The following is a 23,819-nucleotide window of genomic DNA, read 5'->3' on the forward strand; positions in this document are numbered from 1 at the left end:
GGTGGCTGGCTTCCAGCCCGCCAGTCTTGGTTCTCTCAGTTCAGGGGCAGATATATGTGTGTTCGAAGAACCGGAACTGACGACGCGCTCACTGCACTCGGGGCTGGCTGAAGCGCAGCATGTTGCCGGAGGGATCGCGGAAGGCGCAGTCGCGGACACCGTAGAACTGGTCGGCCGGCTCCTGCAGCACCTCGCCGCCCGCGGCGCTGATGCGCTCGAAGGTCGCGTCGCAGTCATCGGTGCTGAAGATGACGCCGCGCAGCAAGCCCTTCGCCAGGAGTTCCGCCGCGGCCTGCTTGTCGGCGGGCGAGGCGTTCGGGTCCGCGACCGGCGGTTCGAGAACGATGTTCACGTCAGGCTGAGACGGCGAGCCGACGGTCACCCAGCGCATCCCCTCGTACGAGACGTCGTTGCGCACCTCGAGGCCGAGCACATCCCGATAGAAGGCGAGTGCCTTGTCATGGTCATCGACGGCGATGAACGTCTGTGAAAGCTTGATATCCATGCGATTCACGATACGGGCCGTGGAGCAGTGGATGCTTCTCCATTCCTGACCGGACGTGTGTAGATCTTGGCGACGCACGCCGGGATTGCGGCGGCCTCGTCGTGGCTGCGCGCCCGGTACGAACTCGGGCTTTCGCCAACCAACTCGCTGAAACGCGAGCTGAACGACCCGAGCGACGTGCATCCGACGGTGAAGCAGACCTCTGTCACCGTCAGGTCACCCCGCCGGAGCAACGCCTTGGCCCGCTCGATCCGACGCGTCATCAGGTGGCTGTAGGGCGTCTCCCCGAAGGCAGCGCGGAAGCTCCGTGAGAAATGGCCCGGCGACATGAGGGCGGCGCTTGCGAGCGCGGGAACATCGAGCGGCTTCGCGTAGTCGCGGTCCATCAAGTCACGGGCCCGGCGCAGCCGGACAAGGTCCTCCAACGTCACGCCCCCAGCATCCCACAACCCGGGCGACGCCGGAACTAGCGCCTGGGGAGGGTCGGCTGGGGGTGCGGCGGGAGCACCGAGTACGCAATCGGTCGCTGCCTCTCGCACACGTCGCGGACTCGTGTGTCGCAACGATGCGGAGCATGCAGCCGGCCTTCTCCCGGCGGCGGCGGTGACTTGTCCAGCTGACCGATCAGTCACAGCAGCAAAGACATCCAGTCCAATTGCTGCCGTACGAGATCACCGCTGAACTGGCCGCATCGGGGACGCCCCAGCGCGGGAGACGATGCAAGCAGCCGATGGGATCGGCAGAATCGTCGCCATGCAAAGTGCCGTCCCGCCAGGTGCGGCGCCGACAAAGCGCGCGGCCGACGGCAATGATGTGCACACCGCCAAGGACGAAGGCCGGCAGATTACCGGCGGGCGTGTACTGACAAGTGACTCGGTGTATGGGGGCGGACTGCAGACCCCCTGCAAACTGCGTGGGCAGGCGCCATCGATTCGGCTGGCCGCCAGCGATCACCGAGTAGCCATCAAGGCGGATATCGACGTTAGCCACACTGAACTACCTCTGCGGCCGCGATCGGCCTACTCGACCACCGGGATAATCCTCGGGTAGCGCTCGAGACGGGCATCGGCGTTAGCGAGACTGGTGGCCTCTCGATACGGCCGCGGCCCCACCCGCCCAACGCGGCGGCGTTGGCGAGAGGCGCTCAGGGCGGGTAAACGCGTCGGTGAGACTGTGGTGGCCTTGATATGGCCGCGAGCGGCCGTACTCAACGGCCGGGATAGGTCGTAAGGAAGCGCTCAGAGCGGGTGACGGCGGTAGCCAGAACTGAAGTGGCCTCGACACGGTCGCGAGCAGCGTGCTCGACCACCGGGATACGTCGTCAGGTGCGCTCACCACAGGTATCGGCACCGACTGACGTGGCCGAGATACGGCCGCGAGCGGCCTACTCAGCCACCAGGGAAGGTCCACCGATCGCGCCCAAGCCGCGGGCGGGTGGCCTACTCGACTACCGGGGGCGCTCCTCCGGTTGCGCGAAAGACGAGAGCGGCCTACTCGACCAACGGGCGTGGGCGGTCAGTCGACTGTCGCGCGAAACACGCGGGTGACCTCGGAGACGAGCCCTTCGCCGAGTACCAGCACCTCTTCATCGTGGAGCCGGTACTTGCGGATGACTTTCTGGGCCGCGGTGATCTCCGCGTCAACGCCGGCGCCCTTCATGAGCACCAGTTCGCCGCCCGGACGAAGGAGGGGAGCGGTGACGGGGATCAGTGTGCGCAGCGCGCTGACCGCCCGAGCCGTCACTTGATCGAGCGCTCCGAAGAGCTTCGATTCCTCAGCCCGCGCGCGAAGCACGGTCACGTTCGTGAGCTGCAGCTCGGCTGCTTGGCGCTCGAGCCACGCAACGCGACGTTCCATCGGCTCGATGAGTGTGAAGGACACATCGGGCCTCATGATCGCGAGCACCAGTCCGGGAAGGCCGGCGCCCGAGCCCACATCGCCAACACGACCGGGGCGAAGCAACGGCGCAACAAGTGCGCTGTTCAGGATGTGTCGTGTCCAGAGCCGGGGGAGTTCCAGCGGGCCGATCAGTCCGAGCTCCTCCCCGTGGCGGGCGAGCGCGTCCGTGAAAGCGCGGCCCGCCTCGAGGTGGTCGCCGAAAATTTCCTGCGCTGCCGTTGGCTCTGTCTCGAGTCCGTCGATCATCGTTTCACGTGAAACGTCAGCCAACGCGAGTGATGACGGTATGACGCTCTGCGCCCTCGCCACGCGACTCGGAGTGGAACCCACGTTCGGCGACGAGGTCGTGCACGAGCTTGCGCTCGTAGGACGACATCGGAGGAAGCGACGCCTCAGCGGCTCCGCCCTCGATACGCTCGACTGCTCGAGCGACAAGGCTCGCCAGTTCACCCTTGCGGGTGTCACGCGAGCCGCCGATGTCGAGGATCAGCCGCGAGAAGACACCGGTCTTCGTCTGCACCGCGAGACGCGTCAGCTCCTGGAGCGCGCTGACGGTCTCGGGCTTCGAGAGCAGATTCAGGTTCGCCCCCTCACCGGCGTTCACCGAGAGGTAGGCGCGTCCGTTGCGCGCGTCGATGTCGATGTCGCCATCGAGGTCGGTGATGTCGAGGAGCTCCTCGATGTAGTCGGCTGCGATGTCGCCTTCTTCTTCGAGTTGGGCGATCGATCGGTCTTCGGTCTCGTGCTGCACGTCAGTCATGGTTACTTCCCGCTCTGCTTCTTGGCGCGCGCCTTGCCGATCGGCTGCTGGCGCTGGGCCTTCTTCGGTTCTTCGATGACCTGGACCACTCCCGGCTCGGGTTCGACGAGCTTGCCCTTCTTCGCGAGGCGCGCCTCACGTGCCTTCGCGGCCTCGCTGCCGGGAGTCGGCATGTTCCGGATCACGGTGAACTGCTGAGCCATGGTCCAGAAGTTCGAGACCAGCCAGTAGAACATGACGCCGAGCGGGAACGCGACACCAGAGAAGGCGAACACGAGGGGGAGCAGATACAACATGATGCGCTGCTGGCGGAACATGGGGCTCGCCTTGGTCTCGGGCGACATGTTCTTCGAGACGATCTGGAGCTGCGTGATGAACTGCGACGCGGTCATCAGCACGATCATGACGAGCGCGATCACCAGGACCTGCCATGGGCCGCCCTCGTTCCAAGCGTTGATGAAGGTCGCCTTCAGCGGCGCCCCGAGGAACTCGGAGTTCGCGAACGAGTTGGCGAGGTCCTGCGTGAAGACGCCGACGCCGGCCTTGTCATGCTGTGCGTCGTTCAGCACCGAGAACAGACCGAAGAAGATCGGCATCTGCAGGAGCAACGGCAGGCACGAAGACAGCGGGTTGGTGCCCGTGCGCTTGTAGAGCGCCATCGTCTCGCGCGACATCGCCTCGCGAGAGAACTGGTCCTTCTTCCCCTTGTACTTGTCCTGGATCTTCTTGAGCTGCGGCGCGACCTCGAGCATCCGGCGCTGGCTCTTGATCTGGCGGACGAAGATCGGGATGAGCGCGGCGCGAACCACGATCACGAGCCCCACGATCGAGAGCACCCACGTCAGACCGGCGTCGGGGTCGAGACCGAAGTACTCCCACATCGAGTGGAACGCGACGAGGATCAGCTCGATGACCCATTTGATGGGCCAGAGGACCAGGCTGAGGAAATCAGGCATTGGGTGGATCAGTCCTTCCGGGACACGGTGGGGGAGGAGAACGTGAGCGGGTGCGAGTCCGCCGCGTCGTGCGAGTGCAAGTGCAAGTTCGAGTGCGACTGCGACGCGTACAGTGCAGCGCCTGCGGCATCCGCGCCACTGCCGAAGCCGGCGGGAACGACCCACCCGAACTTCGTGATGCGGTAGCGACCGTGCCTGGCCGGTCGCACGTCGTCGATGCCGCCCGACGACCACGGATTGCAGCGGACGATGCGCCAGAGCGCGAGCACCGAGCCGATCAGGAGTCCTCGTTGCTGCACCGAGCCGAGCCCGTAGGCAGAACATGAAGGGTAGTAGCGGCAGACGTCGCCGTAGAGCGGCGAGATGACCGCCCGGTAGACCCGGAGGAGGAGAACCCCGATGTTGCGGGGAATCAGCACCAAGAAGAGCGCCACGTCACGCACGATGACGACCCTTCGATTCGACGACGCCGACCGAGACGCTGTCGTTGGACCCCGCGGAGTGCGCAGCGCCTGCGGCCGCGGCTGCGGCCGCCGTTGGAGCCAAGACGTCGGTCGGAACCCCTCGCACGCCGGCGTCACGTCGCGGGCGAATGCCGCGAGCCGCGATGGCTGCCACCACATCGGCCTGCAACGTCTGCCAGTCGGCGTCGGCGGCAGACGGCAGGGCGCGCACGACGACGTCGAGGCCTGTGGTGCCGTTGGCGACCGCGTCGGCGCAGGCGGCCTTGAGTCGCCGGCGCACGAGGTTACGGCGCACTGCAGTGCCGACCTTCTTCGAAACGATGAAGCCGAAGCGTGCGTCGGTGCCCGACTCCCGTGAGCGGACGTAGCTCACAGTGTGGGCACCGGCGACCTTCGCACCTCGGCGCACGATGACTCGATAGTCGTCGGCGCTCGTGATGCGGTTGGCTTTGGCGAGCACCGAGTGGCTATGCGGAGAGTTCGGTGCGGCCCTTACGACGGCGAGCACCGAGGATCGCACGGCCCGCACGGGTGCGCATGCGAAGACGGAAGCCGTGCACCTTGGCGCGACGACGGTTGTTCGGCTGGAACGTACGCTTGCTCATTCTTCTTCTCCGGCTGTCGGATCTCCTCGCCGCACAGTGAATACAGCGCGGCGTCGGGAAAACTGGGTGCCCGATAAGGGCAGGGGTCAACTGATTAAAACTACGGCCTCGCGGCCCCGCGGTCAAACCGGACCCAGCTCAAAAGAGACATTATCGTCCGATCCTCAGGATCGGCTGAGGACCGACACGCCCGCGTCGTCGAATCCCTCGACGGGCATTTGTCGCGGGGGCCGTCATTGGATAGCGTTTGAGACCAGTTATCCCCAGCTTCGTGCGCGGAATCTCGGGCGACTCCCGATATCTGCCCACAGGAGGTGGATAACGTTGTGAATACTTCGCCTCGCGCCGCTTGCTCCGTCGATCGGGGGATCGATGAGCGGCAGACGATGGCACCGGATTGATTGCGGGGAACGATGACAGAGCAGCCCATTTCAGATACTTGGGCCACGATCCTCGATCGACTGTCAAACGACGACGCGATCACTCCGATGTTGCAGGGATTCCTCAACCTCGTCGAGCCGAAGGGCATCGCCGCCGGCACCTTCTATCTCGAGGTGCCGAACGACTTCACCGCGAGCATGCTCAACCAGCGGATGCGGGTCTCCCTCCTCTCCGCGATGAGCGTTGTCGAGGCACCGTCGGCTGTCACGTCGTTCTACGTCGTCGTGAACCCCGAACTCGAGGAGTCACGCGCCGCCGAGCCGCAGGCGATGCTCGCCGACGACCTGACCGATCCGGTCGAGATGCCTGCTTCACCCCAGTCGGTCTTCGAGCACTCCGGTCCCGACCGACCGCGCGACTCACGGCTCAATCCGAAGTACGCGTTCGAGAGCTTCGTCATCGGCCAGTCCAATCGCTTCGCGCACGCCGCAGCGGTCGCGGTCGCCGAGGCGCCGGCCAAGGCCTACAACCCGTTGTTCATCTACGGCGACTCCGGACTCGGCAAGACCCATCTCCTGCATGCCATCGGCCACTACGCGATGAGCCTCTACCCGGGCATCCGCGTGCGATACGTGAGCTCTGAGGAATTCACGAACGACTTCATCAACTCGATCGCCAACAACCGCGGCTCGCTCTTCCAGCAGCGCTACCGCAACATCGACATCCTGCTGATCGACGACATCCAGTTCCTGCAAGGCAAGGCCGAGACGCAAGAGGCGTTCTTCCACACCTTCAACACGCTGCACGACCACAACAAGCAGGTCGTGATCACGAGCGACGTTCCGCCGAAGCACCTCACCGGCTTCGAGGACCGCATGCGCAGTCGCTTCGAGTGGGGTCTCATCACCGACGTCCAGGCGCCCGACCTCGAGACGCGCATCGCGATCCTGCGAAAGAAGGCGCAGTCCGAGCGACTCCAGGTGCCCGACGAGATTCTCGAGTACATGGCCTCGAAGGTCTCGAGCAACATCCGCGAACTCGAGGGCACCCTCATCAGGGTCACAGCGTTCGCGAGCCTCAACCGCACGCCCGTCGATATGCCGCTCGTGCAGACCGTGCTGAAAGACCTCATCACCGACGACACCGACAACATCGTCGCGCCGGTCGACATCATCACCGCCACCGCCGACTACTTCAAGCTCACGGTCGACGACCTCTACGGTTCGAGTCGTTCGCAGGCCGTCGCCACGGCACGCCAGATCGCGATGTACCTGTGCCGTGAACTCACGAGCCTGTCGCTGCCGAAGATCGGCCAGCTGTTCGGCAATCGCGATCACACCACGGTCATGTATGCGAACAAGAAGATCTCGGAGCTCATGAAGGAGCGCCGCTCCATCTACAACCAGGTCACCGAACTCACGGCGCGCATCAAGCAGGTCAGCCGCTACCGCTAGTCACGCGCCCGGCACACGACCTCCTTCAGCGCGCCTCGGGCGCCATCTGGAGGCCGTTCGGGGCGATTCCCACAGCTGTGGAGAACTTGTGGAATGTTAACGAGCAACCTGGCCAGAGCTGTTGAGACGGATGCCTCGCCTGTGCACAACTCGGCATGAGCCACGCCGCCCTCCTGCGGCATCCGTCGATGAACCCACACACTGTGCACAGATCGGATGGCGCCCGATCGGCGTCGTTCTGCGGATCGCATGACACCATCCACAGTTTCCACAGCGGTTAACACTGTTAAGAGATAGAGGTTTAACGGGGGAGCCAAGAACCTCCACATCGGAGCTCGGGCGAGCAGGCGCGATTCGGGGTCGAGAATGGCCGTCGGTGGGTGAGGCTCTGCGGATAGCATGGGGACCACCAAGCGACAACCACGACGGGAGAACCGTGAAGTTCCAGGTCAATCGCGACGTCTTCAGTGAGGCCGTTTCCTTCGCCGTCAAGCTGCTACCGCAGCGCACGACGCTGCCGATCCTCTCCGGAGTGCTCATCGAGGCGAATGCCGGCGGACTCGTGCTCTCTTCCTTCGACTACGAGGTCTCCTCGCAGACCGAGATCCAGGCCGACGTGGAGGAGACCGGCACGGTGCTCGTCTCCGGTCGGCTCCTTGCCGAGATCGCCGGCCGCCTTCCGAATGCTCCCGTGCGCATCGCGACCGAGGAGAGCCGAATCACGGTGTCGTGCGGCTCCGCCACCTTCACGCTGCTCTCGATGCCGGTCGAGGAATATCCGAGCATTCCCGAGATCGGAGCCGAGTCGGGTGTCGTGCCCGCTGAGGAATTCGCAGCTGCCGTCGCCCAGGTCGCCGTCGCCGCTTCCCGCGACGACGTCACCCCCGTTATCACCGGTGTGCAGCTCGAAGTTCGCGAGAACAGCCTGAGCCTCGTCGCCACCGACCGCTACCGCGTCGCCGTGCGAGAGATCGACTGGGACGGCGGCAGCGTCGCCAGTGAAGAGACCATCACGGCGCTCGTGCCCGCTCGCACCCTGCAGGAGGTCGGCAAGACCTTCGGGCACTCCGGCACGATCTCGGTCGCGATCACGAGCCGCGACGATCGCGAGCTCATCGCGTTCAGCGCCGACAAGAAGACCGTCACGTCGCTGCTCATCAAGGGCAACTTCCCCCCTGTGCGCCGGCTCTTCCCCGAGACGGTCGACAATTACGCGGTCATGAACACCGCCGAGCTCATCGAGGCCACCCGTCGTGTGGCTCTCGTGCTCGAGCGTGAGGCCGCACTGCGCTACAGCTTCAGCGCCGACGGCCTCACCCTCGAGGCGATCGGCAGCGAGCAGGCCCAGGCGTCCGAGACGATCGACGCGATCCTCACGGGTGACGACACGATCGTCTCGCTGAAGCCCCAGTTCCTGCTCGATGGGCTCGGCGCGGTGCACTCCGAGTTCGTGCGCATCTCGTTCACGAAGACCGAGAACCCGAACAAGCCCGGCCCCGTGCTCATCACGAGCCAGTCCTCGCGCGAGCAGGCCGGCCCCGACACCTACCGCTACCTCCTTCAGCCCAACCTCCTGCTGCGCTGACGCCCGGTGCCGTCGGCGGCTGGCGGTAGCGTGGTGAAGCGCGATCCGGTGCGCCAGGGGGCATCCGGATGCCACGGATGCCGCGTCGTCGAAGGGAGCCCAGCGTGCACGTCGCTCGCCTCTCCCTCACCGACTACCGCAACTACGAGCGGGCCGAGCTCGAGCTCGGCCCCGGAGCCACGGTGTTCGTCGGCCGCAACGGCCAGGGCAAGACCAATCTCGTCGAGGCGATCGGCTACCTCTCGACCCTCAGCTCCCACCGGGTCTCGGGCGACCAGGCACTGATCCGCGCCGGAGCCGACGCCGCGATCGTGCGGGCGCTGCTCAGCCACGGCGATCGCGAGTTGCTCGTCGAGCTGCAGCTGAACCGTCAGGGCGCGAACCGCGCGCAGCTCAACCGATCGCCGGTGAAGACGCGAGAACTGCCGCGCTACGCGCACAGCGTGCTCTTCGCTCCCGAAGACCTCGCGATCGTGCGCGGCGAGCCCTCGGTGCGCCGACGAATGCTCGACGAGCTGCTCGTGCAGCGCACGCCGCGACTCTCCGGCGTGATGGCCGACTACGAGCGCGTGCTCAAGCAGCGCAACTCCCTCTTGAAGAGCGCGCGTGCCCGCGGCCTGTCGGCCGAGAAGCTGCCGACCCTCGACATCTGGGACGAACGGCTCGTCGAGCTCGGCTCCGAACTCATCGACCAGCGTCTCGCGCTCGTCGCCGAGCTCGCCGATCCGCTCGCTGCGGCCTACCGTTCCATCGTCGACGCCGACCACGCCCCAGCGCTGCGCCCGCTCCTCTCGATCGACGGCGCCGATCCCGATGACCAGCGCGGTGAAGCGGATGCCGCGGCGGCAACTGGCGCGCGCGGTGACACGCGCACCCGATTCGTCGAGGCCCTCCGCGGCCTCCGGCCCAAGGAGCTCGAACGAGGCGTCACGCTCGCCGGACCGCACCGCGACGACGTGGTGCTGCTGCTCAACGGCCTGCCCGCGAAGGGCTACGCGAGCCACGGCGAGTCATGGTCGTTCGCGCTCGCGCTGCGCCTGGCATCCGCTGAGCTGCTTCGCCGCGACTCGACGACGGGTGATCCCGTGCTCGTGCTCGACGATGTCTTCGCCGAACTCGACCGGCTTCGCCGGGAGCGGCTCGCTCGTGCGATCGCGGGGTTCGAGCAAGTGCTCGTGACCGCCGCGGTGCTCGAAGACGTGCCGGTGCCCCTCACGGCGCGTATCGTGCACATCGACGCCGGAACGATCGTCGAGACCGACGCTCCCGAATCGGGCACGGCGGTGGAGGTGGGCCATGAGTGAGGCGTCTCGCGTGTACCAGCACTTCCGCGAGGTCTTCGGCGGTGAGTCGCGGCCACGGTCGGCGCGGGCCCGCAACCGCGCGAAGGAGATCTCGGGCGGCGAGCCGTTCACCCCCGGCCGCGACCCGAAGCCGCTCGGTGACGCGATCGCCGGTCTCACGAACCAGCTCGGCTGGAGCGGGCCGCTGTCGCAACACGAGGTGCTCGCGTCGTGGGCCGAGATCGCCGGCGAGGAGACCGCGAAGCACTCCGAGCCGATCGCGATCGAGGGCGGCGTGCTGCAGGTGCGCTGCGAGTCCACCGCGTGGGCCACGCAATTGCGTCTGATGCGCACGCAACTGGTCACCGAGATCGTCGCGCGGTTCCCCGGCGCGGGGGTCGAGACGATCCGCTTCCAAGGGCCCGACGCCCCCACCTGGAAAAGGGGTCCCAGATCGGTTCCAGGGCGTGGCCCACGCGATACCTACGGCTGACCGGACAAAATCGGTCGATCCGCTTGCGTCATCGCGGGAGATCGGCGCTTCCGGCCTCGGAGCGACTCTCCGTTTGATAAGATCGAGAGTCGCTCGAACGACGGTCAGGAGCCCGATTCACCCATGACAGCGGAACCGACGAAGCCCCAGACGCCGGCATACGGTGCTGATGAGATCCAGGTACTCGAAGGGCTCGAAGCGGTTCGCAAGCGGCCGGGTATGTATATCGGCTCGACGGGTCCCCGAGGCCTGCACCATCTCGTCTACGAGATCGTCGACAACTCCGTCGATGAGGCGCTTGCGGGCCATGCCACGAACATCGATGTCACGATCCTTCCCGACGGCGGCGTGCGCGTCATCGACGACGGCCGAGGCATCCCGGTCGACGTCCACAAGACCGAGGGTCGCTCCACGGTCGAGGTCGTGCTCACGGTGCTGCACGCCGGCGGAAAGTTCGGCGGCGGCGGATACGCGGTCTCGGGCGGGCTGCACGGCGTCGGGTCATCCGTCGTCAACGCTCTCTCCTCGCGGCTCGACGTCGAGGTTCGGCGCCAGGGCTCCGTGTGGACCCAGTCCTACACCGTCGGCGTGCCCGACGCTCCGCTCATCGAGGCCGGGCCCAGCGACGAGACCGGCACGACCATCACCTTCTGGCCGAGCCCCGACATCTTCGAGACGGTCGAGTTCGATTACGAGACGCTCCGCGCTCGCTTCCAGCAGTACGCGTTCCTCAACAAGGGCCTGCGCATCACGCTGACCGACGAGCGCAGCGGCCATATCGAGATCGACCCCGACGACACGGCCGCGTCCGAGACCGTGCCCGCCGGGCCTCGCACCAACTCCTATCTCTATGAGCGTGGTCTCGTCGACTACGTCGAGTACCTGAACCGCTCGAAGAAGAACGACGTCGTGAACGAGGAGATCATCTCCTTCGAGACCGAGGACACCGATCGCAAGATCGCCCTCGAGGTCGCGATGCAGTGGACCACGTCGTACACCGAGTCGGTGCACACCTACGCGAACACCATCAACACCCACGAGGGCGGCACGCACGAAGAGGGGTTCCGCGCGGCGCTCACATCGCTCGTGAACAAGTACGCCCGTGAGAAGGGCATCATCAAGGAGAAGGACGACAACCTCTCCGGCGACGACGTGCGCGAGGGCCTCACCGCAGTGATCTCGGTGAAGCTCGCGGAACCGCAGTTCGAGGGCCAGACGAAGACGAAGCTCGGCAACACCGAGGCGAAGTCGTTCGTGCAGAAGGTCACCGGCGACCAGCTCGGCGACTGGTTCGAACGGAACCCCGGCCCGGCGCGCGACATCATCCGCAAGGCGATCCAGGCGGCGACGGCTCGCATCGCGGCACGCAAGGCGCGTGAGGCCACTCGGCGCAAGGGCCTCCTCGAGTCGGGCGGCATGCCCGGAAAGCTCAAGGACTGCTCGTCGAAAGACCCGTCGCTGTCCGAGATCTTCATCGTCGAGGGCGACTCGGCCGGCGGCTCCGCGGTACAGGGGCGCAACCCCGAGACGCAGGCGATCCTCCCGCTCCGCGGCAAGATCCTGAACGTCGAGAAGGCACGCCTCGATCGCGCGCTCGCGAACAACGAGGTGCAGGCGATGATCACGGCGTTCGGCGCCGGCATCGGTGAGGACTTCAATACGGAGAAGGCCAGGTACCACAAGATCGTGCTCATGGCCGACGCCGACGTCGACGGCCAGCACATCACGACGCTCCTGCTCACCCTGTTGTTCCGCTACATGCGGCCCCTCATCGAGCTCGGCTACGTCTACCTCGCACAACCGCCGCTCTACCGTTTGAAGTGGACGAACTCCGAGCACGAGTTCGTGTACTCGGACAAGGAGCGCGACGTGCTGCTCGAATCAGGCGTCGCTTCGGGCAAGCGCATCCCGAAAGACAACGGCATCCAGCGCTACAAGGGCCTCGGTGAGATGAACCACCAGGAGCTGTGGGAGACCACGATGAACCCCGAGTCCCGCACGCTCCTGCAGGTCACCATGGACGATGCGGCAGCCGCCGACGAGATCTTCACCACGCTGATGGGCGAAGACGTCGAGAGCCGCCGCAACTTCATCCAGAAGAACGCGAAGGACGTGCGTTTCCTTGACATCTGATGTTCTGAACCCCGGCGACGACGGGTACGACGGCCCCGGCGTGCACGGCAGGATCGACCAGGTCGACCTGCAGCTCGAGATGCAGCGTTCCTACCTCGACTACGCGATGAGCGTGATCGTGGGCCGGGCGCTGCCCGAGGTTCGCGACGGCCTGAAGCCCGTGCACCGCCGTGTTCTCTACGCCATGTACGACGGCGGCTACCGCCCCGACAAGTCCTTCTCGAAGTGCGCTCGCGTCGTCGGCGACGTGATGGGCCAGTACCACCCACACGGCGATACGGCCATCTACGACGCCCTCGTGCGCCTCGTGCAGCCGTGGAGCATGCGCTACCCGCTCGCGCTCGGCCAGGGCAACTTCGGTTCGCCCGGCAACGACGGTGCCGCCGCGCCCCGGTACACCGAGACGAAGATGGCCCCGCTCGCGCTCGAGATGGTGCGCGATATCGACGAAGACACTGTCGACTTCCAAGACAACTACGACGGCCACACGCAAGAGCCCGCCATCCTGCCGGCGCGCTTCCCGAACCTGCTCGTCAACGGCTCCGTCGGCATCGCCGTGGGCATGGCGACGAACATCCCGCCGCACAACCTGCGCGAAGTGGCATCCGGCGCCCAGTGGTACCTCGAGAACCCCGAAGCCACGCGTGAAGAGCTGCAGGAAGCGCTCATCCAGCGCATCAAGGGCCCCGACTTCCCAACCGGCGCCCAGATCCTCGGCGTGAAGGGCATCAACGACGCCTACCGCACCGGCCGCGGGTCGATCACGATGCGCGCGGTCGTGAGCGTCGAAGAGCTGCAGGGCCGCACGTGCCTGGTCGTCACCGAGCTGCCCTACCAGGTGAACCCCGACAACCTCGCCATCAAGATCGCCGACCTCGTGAAAGACGGCAAGATGTCGGGCATCGCCGACATCCGCGACGAGACCTCGGGCCGCACCGGCCAGCGGCTCGTGATCGTGCTGAAGCGCGACGCCGTGGCGAAGGTCGTGCTGAACAACCTCTACAAGCACACGCAGCTGCAGGAGAACTTCGGCGCGAACATGCTCGCGATCGTCGACGGCATTCCGCGCACCCTCTCGATCGACGGCTTCATCGCACACTGGGTCGACCACCAGATCGACGTCATCGTGCGGCGCACGCAATTCCGTCTCCGCAAGGCGGAGGCGGACGCACACATCCAGCGCGGCTATTCACTCGCCCTCGACGCACTGGACGAGGTGATCGCACTCATCCGCAGGTCGCCGACGGTGGATGACGCGCGCGAGGGCCTCATCGAGCTCCTCGGCGTGGACACGTTGCAGGCCGACGCCATCCTGACGATGCAACTGCGTCGCCTCGCAGCCCTCGAGCGGCAGAAGATCCTCGATCTCCTCGCCAAGCTGGAGGCGGACATCGCCGAGTACCAGTCGATCCTCGCGTCGCCCCAGCGCCAGCGCACGATCGTCTCCGAAGAGCTCGCCGAGATCGTCGCGAAGTACGGCGACGAACGCCGCACGCACATCATGCCGGGCTACGACGGCGACATGTCGGTCGAGGACCTCATCCCCGAAGAGGAGATGGTCGTCACCGTCACGCGTGGCGGCTACGTCAAGCGCACGCGCAGCGACAACTATCGGTCGCAGCACCGAGGCGGCAAGGGCGTCAAGGGCGCGCAGCTCCGCGCCGACGACGTGGTCGAGCACTTCTTCGTCACCACGACGCACCACTGGCTCCTCTTCTTCACGAACAAGGGCCGGGTCTACCGCGCGAAGGCCTACGAGATCCAAGAGGGTGGCCGTGACGCCAAGGGCCAGCACCTCGCCAACCTCCTCGAGATGCAGCCCGACGAGCAGATCGCCGAGATCCTCGACATCCGCGACTACGCCGTCGCGCAGTACCTGGTGCTCGCCACGCGCGACGGCCTCGTGAAGAAGACCGAACTCACGGCCTACGATACGAACCGCTCGCGCGGCATCATCGCGATCAGCCTCCGTGAAGACGACGAGCTCGTCTCGGCGATGCTCGCCGACGAGCGAGACGAGATCCTGCTCGTCTCGAAGAAGGGCATGTCGCTCCGCTTCGAGGCGACGGATGCCGCGCTGCGCCCGATGGGCCGGAGCACCTCCGGTGTGAAGGGCATGAGCTTCCGCGGCGGAGACAGCCTGCTCGAGGCATCCGTCGTCGCCGGTTCGGATGCCGCAGCCGACGCGATCGAGTCCGCCGCCGGCGAGGAGAGCAACGGCCAGAAGCTGAGCCCCTCCGACACCTACGTCTTCGTCGTCACCGAGGGCGGCTACGCCAAGAGCACCCGGGTCGAGGAGTACCGCAAACAGCAGCGCGGCGGTCTCGGCATCAAGGTCGCCAAGCTCAGTGAAGACCGCGGCGACCTCGCCGGCGCGCTCATCGCCTCACGGAGCGACGAGGTGCTTGTGGTCCTTGCCAGCGGCAAGGTGGTACGCTCTGACGTCGCCGAGGTTCCCGCCAAGGGCAGGGACACGATGGGTGTCGTGTTCGCGAAATTCGCGGAAGACGACCGCATCATCGCGATCGCGAAGAATTCCGAGCGCAACCTCGTGGAGGACGCCGCCGAGACCGAGGCCGCCGAACCCGCGGAAGAGGAGTAATCGTCTATGAGTAGCGTCGCCGACAAGCTGGCCCGCAAGTCGAACCGAAAGACCCCTGCCAAGCAGGTGCGCCTCCGGCTCGTCTACATCGACTTCTGGTCGGCGGTGAAGCTCTCGTTCCTCGTTGCGGTCTGCCTCGCGGTGGTCAGCATCGTTGCGACGTTCCTTATTCATACGGTGCTGAGCTCGACCGGAATCTTCGAGCAGGTCAACTCGCTCGTGCAAGACGTCGCGGGTTCCAGCGGAGACCTCACGGCGGTGCTCTCGCTCGGTAACGTGATGGGCTTCGCCATCGTCGCCTCGCTGCTCAACCTCGTGGTGATCACCGCGCTCGGAGCGATTCTCGCTGTGCTCTACAACCTGAGCGTCAAGATCACGGGCGGCATCCTCGTCGGGTTCACGAACAACTGACGAGGAGCGGCGTGGATTCGGAGAATCCCGCCAGGTCGGGTAGTCTTTCACTCGGCCAATTTCGGGGATATAGCTCAGGCGGTTAGAGCGCTTCGCTGATAACGAAGAGGTCCGAGGTTCAAGTCCTCGTATCCCCACTCCCTAACTCCATATGTAACCCGCGGATGCCCTGGCCTCCGCTTTCGGGGCCTTAGCTCAGTTGGTAGAGCGCCTGCTTTGCAAGCAGGATGTCAGGAGTTCGAATCTCCTAGGCTCCACAGTATCCATCGGCATGGCGTTCACCGCCCACCGTGCGCGGCTCGTTCGGACTCCCTCGCGGCGGCTCCGCCCCGCTAGATGCTGAACCAGCGGGCGACGAGTTCGGTGATGGCGACGGCGTGCTCGGAGTATTCCGCTCCGGAAGCGAGGGTGATGACACCCCGGTCGGGCGCAGGCCAGGCGACGAGGCCGGTGTCGTCGTCGAACGTGAAGCCGTCGGCGTTCACTCGCTTCACTCCGCGGTGCAGCACCACCCGCATCCGGCCACGCGGATCCACCCCGAGCGTGACGCGATCGACGCCGCCGATTGCATAGTTCGGCGCCTTCCACTTCACGTTCTCGACCGTGTTCGCGGGCGCGATCGCGAGGATCCGCTCGCGCATCTTTGCGAGCTCTGCGGCGAGCGGGTGCTCGAGCCCGACCAGGAATTCGTCGACCTCGATGGAGCGAACGGCGCCGTTCGTCATGTCGGACATGCGGGCTCCTTGCGTGGTCGGAATGTCACGACCCTAGCGCGGACCGGCGTCGCTCTGCGATGCTCCCGCTACAGTGACGGGATGGACATCCGCATCGCCGCCTATGGAGTGATCATTCGTGACGGGCAGATCCTGCTTTCGCACTGGAACGAACACGGCCGATCCGGATGGACGCTGCCGGGCGGCGGCGTGCAGGGCGCGGAGCACCCGATCGAGGCGGTGAAGCGCGAGATCCTCGAGGAGACCGGCTACGAGGCATCCGTCGAGCGACTGCTCGGCATCGACACGATGGTGGTGCCCGCATCGAAGCGACACACGGGCGCGTCGCCGCTCTATGCGATGCGGATCGTCTACCGGGCGACGGTCGTCAGCGGTGAGCTTCGCAACGAGATCGGCGGCTCGAGCGACGAAGCCCGCTGGTTCGCGCTCGACGAGGTGCCGGGGCTCCGGCGGGTGAGCCTGCTCGACATCGCACTGAGGCTCAACGCAGCAGAGCCAGCCGACGGCGTGCCGCCGCCTGCCCCCTAGCCGAGACCGCGCGACCGAAGCCGGTCGCCGTTGTCGGGGTGCATGGACAGACCGGACAGAATGCACGCTGCGCGACCGCGACGCCGACGTTCCGGCCGGAGAGGCCGAACCATCCGCGACGCGGCCGCGCAGTGTGTCGCGATGCCCCGCGGCCGGCGCCGTCGCGGTGGGCGACGACGTCGACCCGGCGGGGAATCGTGGTGTTGGCGTACATGGCGTCAGATCAACGGACGCGCGAGGAGCACGGCCCGGATGAACTCGTCGTCACGAAGCTGGTTCGCGACCTGCTCGTTGTGACGGCGCTCGTACATCGCGACGTGGGTGCGGTGCTCGTCCTGACGTCGACCCCACGCGATCAGCGCGAGGCCGGCGCGCACGGCGATGCGCTCGCGCAGCCGGCGTGCCTGGGCACGGATCACGGTCGCCTGCTCAGAGCGGGGCGGACTTGCGGTGAGAGAACTGGTGTTCACTTCGGTTTCCTTCTGGTGTGTTGTGCGTGGATGGTGCTGAATGCGCGTCGAGTGACGTGGCCACCTGTCGCGCGGTGGTGGGAAGAGTGCAGCGATCGGCACGCGGAGCGCGCCGCACAGCGGCGCGCTAGGCGTCAGACGCCAGGCCGGGATGATCAGGAGCAGGTGCGCGGCATCCGATTCACCGCAGTCGTTGCGGTGGCGACGCGATCGGTCGACGGATGCTGCGGCACGAGCCGCGGGTCACGCCCGAAGGGCGGAGGTGGCGATCACGCGCATGAGGGCGTGTCGCCGGGGCGTATCAGCCGGCCCGAGACGTGAGGAGGACCCGCGTGTGGACGGCAGTGAATGCTGGGACGAAGATGTGCTTCATCATTGGGATCAACTCCTCTCAGGGCTTCGGTCTTTCGACACCGAATGAGACACTATCGGGGTTCTCACGTGGAGTGCAAGGTCGATTCTCAGATTCGATGAGAATCAAGGTGAAGCGTGCGTGCGGCAGGTGGTTTCGATACGCGTCGGGTTTCGCCCGGCGCTACTCAACCACCGGGGCGTTAACGAGTGAACGACCCCGCCTGTGGAGAGGCGAGGCCGTTCGTGAACCTACGGTACTCAGATGTCGGTTGCAGCACCAGCCGAGGGCTCGTCGTCGGCCACCCAGAGCTCATCATCGGCCCGGAAGGTCTGCCAGACGGCATATGCGATTCCGGCTGCCGCGATGATGCCGGCGCCGACGGCGAGGTAGGTGCCCACTCCGGGGCCCTTCTTCTGGGGAACGAGCGAGCGGGGCGCGAAGCGGGACACGGCCCGGCGCACTCGCGCGTCGTGGGCGACGTCGCCGATCGACATCACGGCGCCGAGAGCGTTGCCGATCGCCGGAACGACCGTGCGCTCGACGACCTCACCGGTGCTGCGCGCGACATGGCGTGCCTGATCGAATCCCGGTCGAACATAACTCTCGTATCCCGTGCGCACACGTGGAACGACTTCTTCGCGCGTGATGTGGCCGAGCTGGCGGCTCGCCTCGCGAGCGACGGCGTTGGCGTGCTCGAGCACGTGCTGCTGGTCTCCCCAAAGTTCCTCCGCACTGCTCTGCAGCCGCTTGAGTTCCTTCCGGCGCTTGCGTGACAGGCTCATCTCGACCTCCATCGTTGTGCAGCGAACTCCTCCATCTTGCCACCGAAACGGCTGGATGCGAGGTGGGAGTCCGAATACCGCATGCCGGTTGACGAATCCGTGCGTGACAGAATAAGGGCATGCCCATTCCCACCGCTGTCGCGACGCTCAACACCAACCACGGCCCGATCAAGGTCGACCTCTACGGGCACCAGGCCCCCAAGACGGTCAAGAACTTCGTCGGCCTCGCGACCGGCGAGATCGAGTGGACCCACCCCGCCACCGGCGAGAAGACCACCGACCCGCTGTACCGCGACGTCGTCTTCCACCGCATCATCCCGGGCTTCATGATCCAGGGCGGCGACCCGCTGGGCCAGGGCGTCGGCGGACCGGGCTACCAGTTCGACGACGAGATCAACGGCGAGCTCGACTTCACCGAGCCCTACGTGCTCGCGATGGCGAACGCCGGCCTCCAGGGCGGCCGCGGCACCAACGGCTCCCAGTTCTTCATCACCGTCGGCCCCACCACGTGGCTGCAGGGCAAGCACACCATCTTCGGCAAGGTGACGGATGCCGCGAGCCAGGCCGTGGTCGACAAGCTCGCCTCCGTGGCCACCGATGGGCGCGACCGCCCGCTCGAAGACGTCGTGCTCGAGAGCGTCACCATCGAGCAGGCCTGACACGGCGGTGAGTGACGCCGGGTCCGAGCGCGCGAACACCTGCTACCGGCATCCGGATCGGGTGAGCTATGTGCTGTGCCAGCGGTGCGGGCGCACGATCTGCCACGAGTGCCAGACGCCGGCACCGGTCGGCGTGATCTGCCCCGAGTGCATGCGCGAGCAGCGCGCCTCGGCGCCGCGCACGAAGCCCGTCGCGCTCACGCGCCTGCGCTCGGCTGTTCGGGGCGGGGCGCCCGTGGTCACGTACTCGATCATCGGCATCACGTTCGCCGTCTTCCTGTTGCAGCTGATTCCCGGCCTCGGCGTCACCCGCGAGTTGCTGTACGCGGGAGGCTACTCGGCGCCGGGCAGCTTCGAGCCCTGGCGCATGCTCACCACGATGTTGGTGCACTCCACCGGCCTCATCTTCCACGTGCTGCTCAACATGTACACGCTGTGGATCTTCGGCCAGTTGCTCGAGGGCCTGCTCGGCCGTTCGCGATTCCTCGCGCTCTACGTGATCGCCGGCCTTGGCGGCTCGATCGGCGTGCTGTGGCTCAGCGATCCGTTCGTCCCGGTGGTCGGGGCATCCGGCGCCATCTTCGGCCTCATGGGTGCCTTCCTCGTGATCCAGCGGCGGCTCGGAGGGCAGACGACGCAGCTCCTGGTGCTGCTCGGCATCAACCTCGTGATCGGGTTCCTGCCCGGGGTGAACATCGCGTGGCAGGCGCATCTGGGCGGTCTCATCGTCGGCGCGATCATCGGCTTGATCTACATCGAGACTCGGAAGCGATCGCAACAGGCGCTGCAAGTGTGGCTGCTCGCCGCGCTCGTCGTGGTGCTCGTGCTGCTCAGCTTGCGGTACTTCTTTCTACCGATCAGCTAGCTGCTGAGTTATCCACAGCTCTCTCCACAGCTGGGGAGAGTTACACACGTGTAGTTGTGGCCATTTCGGGGGCCAAGGGGTCACCGGCTTGTTGACGACCCTGTGGATAACTCGGTGGAGCCCACGAAGAAGGGCGGATGCCGCAGCACCCGCCCTTGGTCGTAGGAGCGCCGGTCAGCGCCAGCGAGTGGTCATGAGGAAGCCGATGAAGGCGATGCCGAAGCCCACCAGGATGTTCCATGAGCTGAGGTCGGGGATGGGGAGCCGACCCTGGCTCACGTAGAAGACGATGATCCAGGCGAGCCCGAGCAGCATGAAGCCGAACATGACGGGCTTGAACCACACCGGGTTCGGCGCCTCTTCGCCGCTTGCCTGTTCTGCGCGCGCGGGCTTCGATGATTTCGTACGTGCCATGCGGGCGATTCTATCCGAGTCAGCTGGGCTCGCACAGCCGGCCTCGGACACGGTCCGAGCTAGAATCGCGAGTATGTCCGATTCGGGGCCCGGGGTGAGCGGCGAGGTGAGTGACGATCGGCGTGCCCGGCGGCATGAGCGTCGCCGGCGCCCGGTGAGCATCGTCGGCATCCTCGGTGAGTTGCTCCTCACGGCAGGTGCGCTGATCCTGCTCTTCCTCGGATGGCAGTTGTGGTGGAACGACGCCATCATGGCCGGGCAGCAATCGAGCGCGGCATCCGATCTCAGCTCCGAATGGATCGAGGCCGATCGCGCCGCGCGCGGAACTGAGACGCCGCCACCTGAGCCGACGGGCTACGGCGACCCGGTCGTCGGACCCGCCGAACGCACGCACGGCGAGGCATTCGCGATCATGTACGTGCCCAGGTTCGGCGAGGACTCGCAGCGGCGCGTGGCCGAGGGCACGGGGCTCGACGTGCTGAACAGCAACTACCTCGGCGTGGGCCACTACCCCGGCACGCAGATGCCCGGCCAAGTAGGCAACTTCGCGATCGCCTCGCACCGCAGTGCGTATGGCGGCGGCATGCATGAGGTCGAGCAGCTCCAGCTCGGCGATGCGATCTACATCCAGACGCAAGACGGCTGGTACACCTATCGCTTCCGCGACTTCGAGTATGTGGTGCCCGAGGAGGTCGACGTGCTCGCCCCGGTCCCGCATCGCCCCGAGCTGCAGCCGACCGACCGCATCATCACGCTCACGACCTGCAACCCGCTCTACTCGACCGACGAGCGCATCGTCGCCTACGGGGTGCTCGAGTCCTGGCAGCCGATCTCGGCCGGACCGCCCGCCGAGATCGCCCCGATCGTCGCCACCTGGGAGTCCTGATATGTACGGTGCACTCTGGCGTGTGCTGCCCGGCCCCGTGTGGCTGCGCATCATCCTCGTGCTCATTCTCGCTGCCGCGGTCGTCTTCGCGCTCTTCACGTGGGTCTTCCCACTGATCGACGCCGCCCTGAATCCGATCGACGTCACGGTGGGGGAGCAATGACCCGCGTTCTGGTCATCGACAATTACGACAGCTTCGTGTACACGCTGAACGGCTACCTGCAGGAGCTCGGCGCCGAGACCGAGGTGGTGCGCAACGACGCGATCGAGGCAGCCGACGTGCCCGCTCGCATCGCGCAGTACGACGCGGTGCTCATCTCGCCCGGGCCCGGGAAGCCGGCCGACGCCGGGGTGTCGATTCCGGTCGTCGAGGCCGCACTCAAGACCGGGCAGCCGATCCTCGGCGTGTGCCTCGGCCATCAGGCCATTGCCGAGGCGTTCGGCGCCGTCGTGACGAACGCCGAAGAGCTGATGCACGGCAAGACCTCTCGCATCACGCACGACGACAGCGCCTTCTACGACGGGGTGCCGCAGCCGTTCACGGCCACCAGGTACCACTCACTCGCGGTCGTCGACAGCACCGTGCCGAGTGAGCTGATCGTGACGAGTCGCACGCAGGGCGGTGTCATCATGGGGCTGCGGCACGAACGTGCGCCGATCTACGGCGTGCAGTTCCACCCAGAGTCGGTGCTCACCGAGGGCGGGTATCGCATGCTCGGCAACTGGCTCGCTGTGGCAGGCCTGCCTGAGGCCCGTGAGCGCGCCCTCCACTTGAACCCGCTCGTGCGGGTGAGCTGAGCGGGCTTGCTCGATGGCGGGCGCGTCGGGGTGGGCGCTGCGCGGGGGTGGATTCCATACGGGCCTTCGGTCTACTCAATTACCGGAGGACGACCTGCGGTCAGCCTGCGCAGTAAGTGAGCTCGACGTCGGAGTGCTGCGGCACGTCACCGGGGGCGAGTGACTGTTGCGTGACCGGTGACCCGGGTTGCGACTTGCACGTCGCGTCGGGCTTCGGCACGGGGTTCAGCTGCAGGTTCTCGGCGGAGAGGTAGGACGACGCAGCGGCGAGCGTCTGCCCGGTGAGGTCGGAGAGCGTGACGAGGCCGCTCGAGAGCGTGAAGTCGACGGTCGACCCCGCCTCCACTGAGGCGCCCTGTTCGGGGTTGGTGCCCATCACGGTGTCGGCCGGAACGGATGGAGAGGTCTGGCGTGTCTCGGTGCCCGGAACAAGCCCGACCGCCGCGAGGTCTGCTTTCGCTTGCTCGAGGTTCTTGTTCCTGACATCGGGAACCGTCACCGCCTCGCGCCCGGTGGACACGTACACACTCACGGCGACCCCGACGTTCACGATCTCGCCGGCCGCCGGGTTGGTGCGGATGACCTCGCCAGTGGGCACCGTGTCGTCGGTCTGGTCGATGCGCGTCGCCGGCAGGCCCAGCTCCTGCAGTTGCTCTGCGGCCTGTTCGAACGTCATGCCGGTGAACATCGGGATCTCACGCGACGTCGATGGCAGATCGTCGGTGGGTTGCAGGTTGAACGCCCAGTACATGACGGCGACGACGATGACGACGACGGCGATAATGCCCGACCAGATCCAGATCGCCGGAGGGCGACGCTGCGTGCGCGTCATGGTCTCGTCTTCGGTGAGCTGGCGCAGTGCGAGCTCGGATGTCGAGAGCGAGCCGGTGGGCGCACCGAAGAGCAGGGTCGCCTGATCGGGTTCCCGATGCACCGGCACGCGACCGGATGCCGCGACGTCGACGTCGGTGCGGAACTCCGCCGCGGACTGGTACCGCTCGGCCCGGTCTTTCGCGAGGGCGTGCAGTACGACCGCATCGAGTGCGGGGGAGACCTTCGGGTTGATGACGCTCGGCTTCACCGGGCGCTCGCTCACGTGCTGGTAGGCGACCGCGACGGGGGTATCGCCGCGGAACGGCGGACGGCCCGTGAGCATCTCGAAGAGCACGACTCCGGTGGAGTAGAGGTCGGTTCGTGCGTCGACGACCTCGCCCTTGGCCTGCTCGGGCGAGAAATAGGAGGCGGTGCCGAGGATCGCAGTGGTCTGCGCGACCGTCGTCGACCCGTCGGAGACGGCGCGCGCGATGCCGAAGTCCATGACCTTCACCTGGCCGGTGGTGGTGATCATGATGTTGCCGGGCTTGATGTCGCGGTGCACGACGCCGGCACGGTGCGAGTACTCGAGCGCCGTGAGCACGCCGTCGATGACGCGCACGGCAGCGGCGGCCTCGAGGGGGCCGTCGTGGATGATCTCCTTGAGCAGGCGCCCCTCGACGAACTCCATGACGATGAACGGCAGCTGCACCTCCTGCCCGGCGGCGTCGACGACGGTCTCCTCGCCGGCATCGAAGACCCGCACGATCGTGGGGTGCGCCATTCGAGCAGCGGACTGCGCCTCTTGACGGAAGCGCATGCGGAACGCCGGATCGGTGGCGAGTTGCGGCTTGAGGAGCTTGATCGCGACCTGACGGCCGAGACGCGTGTCGGAACCGACGTGCACGTCGGACATGCCGCCGCGCCCGATGAGGGCACCGACGCGGTATCGCCCCGCGAGTATGCGTCCTTCATCGCTCACCG

At 66.3% G+C, this 23,819-nt stretch carries 26 protein-coding genes and 2 tRNA genes; 15 read left to right on the forward strand and 13 right to left on the reverse strand.

Annotation, left to right across the window (positions count from 1 at the left end; translation table 11 throughout):
• Positions 1–88: 88 nt before the first annotated feature.
• The 8 genes from J7E25_RS01510 to rpmH form a co-directional block, all read right to left on the reverse strand.
• Positions 89–505, reverse strand: a complete 417-nt coding sequence (locus tag J7E25_RS01510) for a VOC family protein (protein WP_214867263.1) — start codon at positions 503–505, stop codon at positions 89–91.
• A 5-nt stretch (positions 506–510) separates the two neighbouring features.
• Entirely contained in the window at positions 511–891 is a 381-nt protein-coding gene (locus tag J7E25_RS01515) for a helix-turn-helix transcriptional regulator (protein ID WP_214867807.1), read from the reverse strand.
• A 1,129-nt stretch (positions 892–2,020) separates the two neighbouring features.
• The gene (rsmG, locus tag J7E25_RS01520) at positions 2,021–2,650 is read right to left on the reverse strand and encodes a 16S rRNA (guanine(527)-N(7))-methyltransferase RsmG (RefSeq protein ID WP_214867265.1); all 630 of its coding nucleotides are present in this window, start codon (positions 2,648–2,650) and stop codon (positions 2,021–2,023) included.
• A gap of 16 nt (positions 2,651–2,666) precedes the next feature.
• The gene (locus J7E25_RS01525; protein WP_214867268.1) at positions 2,667–3,164 is read right to left on the reverse strand and encodes a R3H domain-containing nucleic acid-binding protein; all 498 of its coding nucleotides are present in this window, start codon (positions 3,162–3,164) and stop codon (positions 2,667–2,669) included.
• 2 nt (positions 3,165–3,166) lie between these two features.
• Positions 3,167–4,120 carry a membrane protein insertase YidC gene (gene yidC / locus J7E25_RS01530; RefSeq protein ID WP_214867270.1) on the reverse strand — a complete coding sequence of 318 codons (954 nt, stop codon included), beginning with the start codon at positions 4,118–4,120 and terminating at the stop codon, positions 3,167–3,169.
• An 8-nt stretch (positions 4,121–4,128) separates the two neighbouring features.
• On the reverse strand, positions 4,129–4,554 hold the full coding sequence (gene yidD / locus J7E25_RS01535; RefSeq protein WP_214867869.1) for a membrane protein insertion efficiency factor YidD: 426 nt from the start codon (positions 4,552–4,554) through the stop codon (positions 4,129–4,131).
• Between the two features lies 1 nt (position 4,555).
• Positions 4,556–5,044 carry a ribonuclease P protein component gene (gene rnpA / locus J7E25_RS01540; RefSeq protein ID WP_214867272.1) on the reverse strand — a complete coding sequence of 163 codons (489 nt, stop codon included), beginning with the start codon at positions 5,042–5,044 and terminating at the stop codon, positions 4,556–4,558.
• Between the two features lie 7 nt (positions 5,045–5,051).
• A complete protein-coding gene (rpmH, locus tag J7E25_RS01545; RefSeq protein WP_010204566.1) occupies positions 5,052–5,189 on the reverse strand; it encodes a 50S ribosomal protein L34 in 138 nt (45 codons plus the stop codon).
• A gap of 413 nt (positions 5,190–5,602) precedes the next feature.
• Here rpmH and dnaA point away from each other — a divergent pair, with 413 nt between their 5' ends.
• The 9 genes from dnaA to J7E25_RS01590 all read left to right on the forward strand — a co-directional run bounded on the left by dnaA (position 5,603) and on the right by J7E25_RS01590 (position 15,788).
• Positions 5,603–7,024 carry a chromosomal replication initiator protein DnaA gene (dnaA, locus tag J7E25_RS01550; protein WP_214867274.1) on the forward strand — a complete coding sequence of 474 codons (1,422 nt, stop codon included), beginning with the start codon at positions 5,603–5,605 and terminating at the stop codon, positions 7,022–7,024.
• A 436-nt stretch (positions 7,025–7,460) separates the two neighbouring features.
• A complete protein-coding gene (dnaN, locus tag J7E25_RS01555; protein WP_214867276.1) occupies positions 7,461–8,609 on the forward strand; it encodes a DNA polymerase III subunit beta in 1,149 nt (382 codons plus the stop codon).
• Between the two features lie 104 nt (positions 8,610–8,713).
• A complete protein-coding gene (gene recF, locus J7E25_RS01560; RefSeq protein WP_214867278.1) occupies positions 8,714–9,913 on the forward strand; it encodes a DNA replication/repair protein RecF in 1,200 nt (399 codons plus the stop codon).
• Complete coding sequence (locus J7E25_RS01565; protein WP_214867280.1) at positions 9,906–10,385, forward strand: DUF721 domain-containing protein; 480 nt, start codon at positions 9,906–9,908, stop codon at positions 10,383–10,385. Before recF ends, J7E25_RS01565 begins: the two co-directional genes overlap by 8 nt.
• 123 nt (positions 10,386–10,508) lie before the next feature.
• Complete coding sequence (gyrB, locus tag J7E25_RS01570) at positions 10,509–12,518, forward strand: DNA topoisomerase (ATP-hydrolyzing) subunit B (RefSeq protein WP_214867283.1); 2,010 nt, start codon at positions 10,509–10,511, stop codon at positions 12,516–12,518.
• A 79-nt stretch (positions 12,519–12,597) separates the two neighbouring features.
• Positions 12,598–15,120, forward strand: coding sequence for a DNA gyrase subunit A (gene gyrA, locus J7E25_RS01575; protein WP_251038737.1), 2,523 nt, complete (start codon positions 12,598–12,600; stop codon positions 15,118–15,120).
• Positions 15,121–15,126: 6 nt separating this feature from the next.
• Positions 15,127–15,531 carry a DUF3566 domain-containing protein gene (locus J7E25_RS01580; RefSeq protein ID WP_214867287.1) on the forward strand — a complete coding sequence of 135 codons (405 nt, stop codon included), beginning with the start codon at positions 15,127–15,129 and terminating at the stop codon, positions 15,529–15,531.
• Between the two features lie 63 nt (positions 15,532–15,594).
• Positions 15,595–15,668, forward strand: a tRNA-Ile gene (locus J7E25_RS01585).
• Positions 15,669–15,715: 47 nt separating this feature from the next.
• Positions 15,716–15,788, forward strand: a tRNA-Ala gene (locus J7E25_RS01590).
• Positions 15,789–15,863: 75 nt separating this feature from the next.
• On the opposite strand, the gene J7E25_RS01595 is transcribed toward J7E25_RS01590, so the two are convergent.
• The gene (locus J7E25_RS01595) at positions 15,864–16,265 is read right to left on the reverse strand and encodes a hypothetical protein (RefSeq protein WP_214867289.1); all 402 of its coding nucleotides are present in this window, start codon (positions 16,263–16,265) and stop codon (positions 15,864–15,866) included.
• Between the two features lie 81 nt (positions 16,266–16,346).
• Between J7E25_RS01595 and J7E25_RS01600 the strand changes: the two genes are divergently transcribed.
• Positions 16,347–16,793: an NUDIX hydrolase gene (locus tag J7E25_RS01600; RefSeq protein ID WP_214867291.1), complete on the forward strand. Its 447-nt coding sequence runs from the start codon at positions 16,347–16,349 to the stop codon at positions 16,791–16,793.
• Between the two features lie 218 nt (positions 16,794–17,011).
• Here J7E25_RS01600 and J7E25_RS01605 read toward each other — a convergent pair whose 3' ends face one another.
• Both J7E25_RS01605 and J7E25_RS01610 read right to left on the reverse strand, forming a co-directional pair.
• Positions 17,012–17,263, reverse strand: a complete 252-nt coding sequence (locus J7E25_RS01605) for a hypothetical protein (protein ID WP_214867293.1) — start codon at positions 17,261–17,263, stop codon at positions 17,012–17,014.
• Between the two features lie 612 nt (positions 17,264–17,875).
• Positions 17,876–18,400 carry a hypothetical protein gene (locus J7E25_RS01610; RefSeq protein WP_214867295.1) on the reverse strand — a complete coding sequence of 175 codons (525 nt, stop codon included), beginning with the start codon at positions 18,398–18,400 and terminating at the stop codon, positions 17,876–17,878.
• Between the two features lie 119 nt (positions 18,401–18,519).
• Between J7E25_RS01610 and J7E25_RS01615 the strand changes: the two genes are divergently transcribed.
• Positions 18,520–19,059, forward strand: a complete 540-nt coding sequence (locus J7E25_RS01615) for a peptidylprolyl isomerase (protein WP_129520372.1) — start codon at positions 18,520–18,522, stop codon at positions 19,057–19,059.
• Between the two features lie 7 nt (positions 19,060–19,066).
• Positions 19,067–19,924: a rhomboid family intramembrane serine protease gene (locus J7E25_RS01620; protein ID WP_215006878.1), complete on the forward strand. Its 858-nt coding sequence runs from the start codon at positions 19,067–19,069 to the stop codon at positions 19,922–19,924.
• Positions 19,925–20,098: 174 nt separating this feature from the next.
• On the opposite strand, the gene J7E25_RS01625 is transcribed toward J7E25_RS01620, so the two are convergent.
• On the reverse strand, positions 20,099–20,338 hold the full coding sequence (locus J7E25_RS01625; protein ID WP_214867299.1) for a cell division protein CrgA: 240 nt from the start codon (positions 20,336–20,338) through the stop codon (positions 20,099–20,101).
• Between the two features lie 73 nt (positions 20,339–20,411).
• Between J7E25_RS01625 and J7E25_RS01630 the strand changes: the two genes are divergently transcribed.
• The 3 genes from J7E25_RS01630 to J7E25_RS01640 are packed head-to-tail and all read left to right on the forward strand — an operon-like array spanning position 20,412 to position 22,022.
• Positions 20,412–21,224: a class E sortase gene (locus tag J7E25_RS01630; protein ID WP_215006875.1), complete on the forward strand. Its 813-nt coding sequence runs from the start codon at positions 20,412–20,414 to the stop codon at positions 21,222–21,224.
• Between the two features lies 1 nt (position 21,225).
• Positions 21,226–21,387: a hypothetical protein gene (locus tag J7E25_RS01635; protein WP_214867301.1), complete on the forward strand. Its 162-nt coding sequence runs from the start codon at positions 21,226–21,228 to the stop codon at positions 21,385–21,387.
• The gene (locus J7E25_RS01640; protein ID WP_214867303.1) at positions 21,384–22,022 is read left to right on the forward strand and encodes an aminodeoxychorismate/anthranilate synthase component II; all 639 of its coding nucleotides are present in this window, start codon (positions 21,384–21,386) and stop codon (positions 22,020–22,022) included. The genes J7E25_RS01635 and J7E25_RS01640 overlap by 4 nt, the downstream gene beginning before the upstream one ends.
• A gap of 100 nt (positions 22,023–22,122) precedes the next feature.
• On the opposite strand, the gene pknB is transcribed toward J7E25_RS01640, so the two are convergent.
• Positions 22,123–23,817 (reverse strand): Stk1 family PASTA domain-containing Ser/Thr kinase, encoded by a 1,695-nt coding sequence (gene pknB, locus J7E25_RS01645; protein ID WP_214867305.1) that lies wholly within the window; start codon positions 23,815–23,817, stop codon positions 22,123–22,125.
• Between the last annotated feature and the right edge of the window lie 2 nt (positions 23,818–23,819).

This window comes from Agromyces sp. ISL-38, from assembly GCF_018613935.1.
In the GTDB taxonomy this organism is placed as follows: domain Bacteria; phylum Actinomycetota; class Actinomycetes; order Actinomycetales; family Microbacteriaceae; genus Agromyces.

What these genes read in the sequence shown, in the direction of transcription:
- J7E25_RS01510 (WP_214867263.1), bottom strand. Translation starts at nt 505, where the DNA reads ATGGATATCAAGCTTTCACAGACGTTCATCGCCGTCGATGACCATGAC.
- J7E25_RS01515 (WP_214867807.1), bottom strand. Translation starts at nt 891, where the DNA reads ATGGACCGCGACTACGCGAAGCCGCTCGATGTTCCCGCGCTCGCAAGC.
- rsmG (WP_214867265.1), bottom strand. Translation starts at nt 2,650, where the DNA reads ATGATCGACGGACTCGAGACAGAGCCAACGGCAGCGCAGGAAATTTTC.
- J7E25_RS01525 (WP_214867268.1), bottom strand. Translation starts at nt 3,164, where the DNA reads ATGACTGACGTGCAGCACGAGACCGAAGACCGATCGATCGCCCAACTC.
- yidC (WP_214867270.1), bottom strand. Translation starts at nt 4,120, where the DNA reads ATGCCTGATTTCCTCAGCCTGGTCCTCTGGCCCATCAAATGGGTCATC.
- rpmH (WP_010204566.1), bottom strand. Translation starts at nt 5,189, where the DNA reads ATGAGCAAGCGTACGTTCCAGCCGAACAACCGTCGTCGCGCCAAGGTG.
- dnaA (WP_214867274.1), top strand. Translation starts at nt 5,603, where the DNA reads ATGACAGAGCAGCCCATTTCAGATACTTGGGCCACGATCCTCGATCGA.
- J7E25_RS01565 (WP_214867280.1), top strand. Translation starts at nt 9,906, where the DNA reads ATGAGTGAGGCGTCTCGCGTGTACCAGCACTTCCGCGAGGTCTTCGGC.
- gyrB (WP_214867283.1), top strand. Translation starts at nt 10,509, where the DNA reads ATGACAGCGGAACCGACGAAGCCCCAGACGCCGGCATACGGTGCTGAT.
- gyrA (WP_251038737.1), top strand. Translation starts at nt 12,598, where the DNA reads ATGCAGCGTTCCTACCTCGACTACGCGATGAGCGTGATCGTGGGCCGG.
- J7E25_RS01580 (WP_214867287.1), top strand. Translation starts at nt 15,127, where the DNA reads ATGAGTAGCGTCGCCGACAAGCTGGCCCGCAAGTCGAACCGAAAGACC.
- J7E25_RS01595 (WP_214867289.1), bottom strand. Translation starts at nt 16,265, where the DNA reads ATGTCCGACATGACGAACGGCGCCGTTCGCTCCATCGAGGTCGACGAA.
- J7E25_RS01600 (WP_214867291.1), top strand. Translation starts at nt 16,347, where the DNA reads ATGGACATCCGCATCGCCGCCTATGGAGTGATCATTCGTGACGGGCAG.
- J7E25_RS01610 (WP_214867295.1), bottom strand. Translation starts at nt 18,400, where the DNA reads ATGAGCCTGTCACGCAAGCGCCGGAAGGAACTCAAGCGGCTGCAGAGC.
- J7E25_RS01615 (WP_129520372.1), top strand. Translation starts at nt 18,520, where the DNA reads ATGCCCATTCCCACCGCTGTCGCGACGCTCAACACCAACCACGGCCCG.
- J7E25_RS01625 (WP_214867299.1), bottom strand. Translation starts at nt 20,338, where the DNA reads ATGGCACGTACGAAATCATCGAAGCCCGCGCGCGCAGAACAGGCAAGC.
- J7E25_RS01630 (WP_215006875.1), top strand. Translation starts at nt 20,412, where the DNA reads ATGTCCGATTCGGGGCCCGGGGTGAGCGGCGAGGTGAGTGACGATCGG.
- J7E25_RS01635 (WP_214867301.1), top strand. Translation starts at nt 21,226, where the DNA reads ATGTACGGTGCACTCTGGCGTGTGCTGCCCGGCCCCGTGTGGCTGCGC.
- J7E25_RS01640 (WP_214867303.1), top strand. Translation starts at nt 21,384, where the DNA reads ATGACCCGCGTTCTGGTCATCGACAATTACGACAGCTTCGTGTACACG.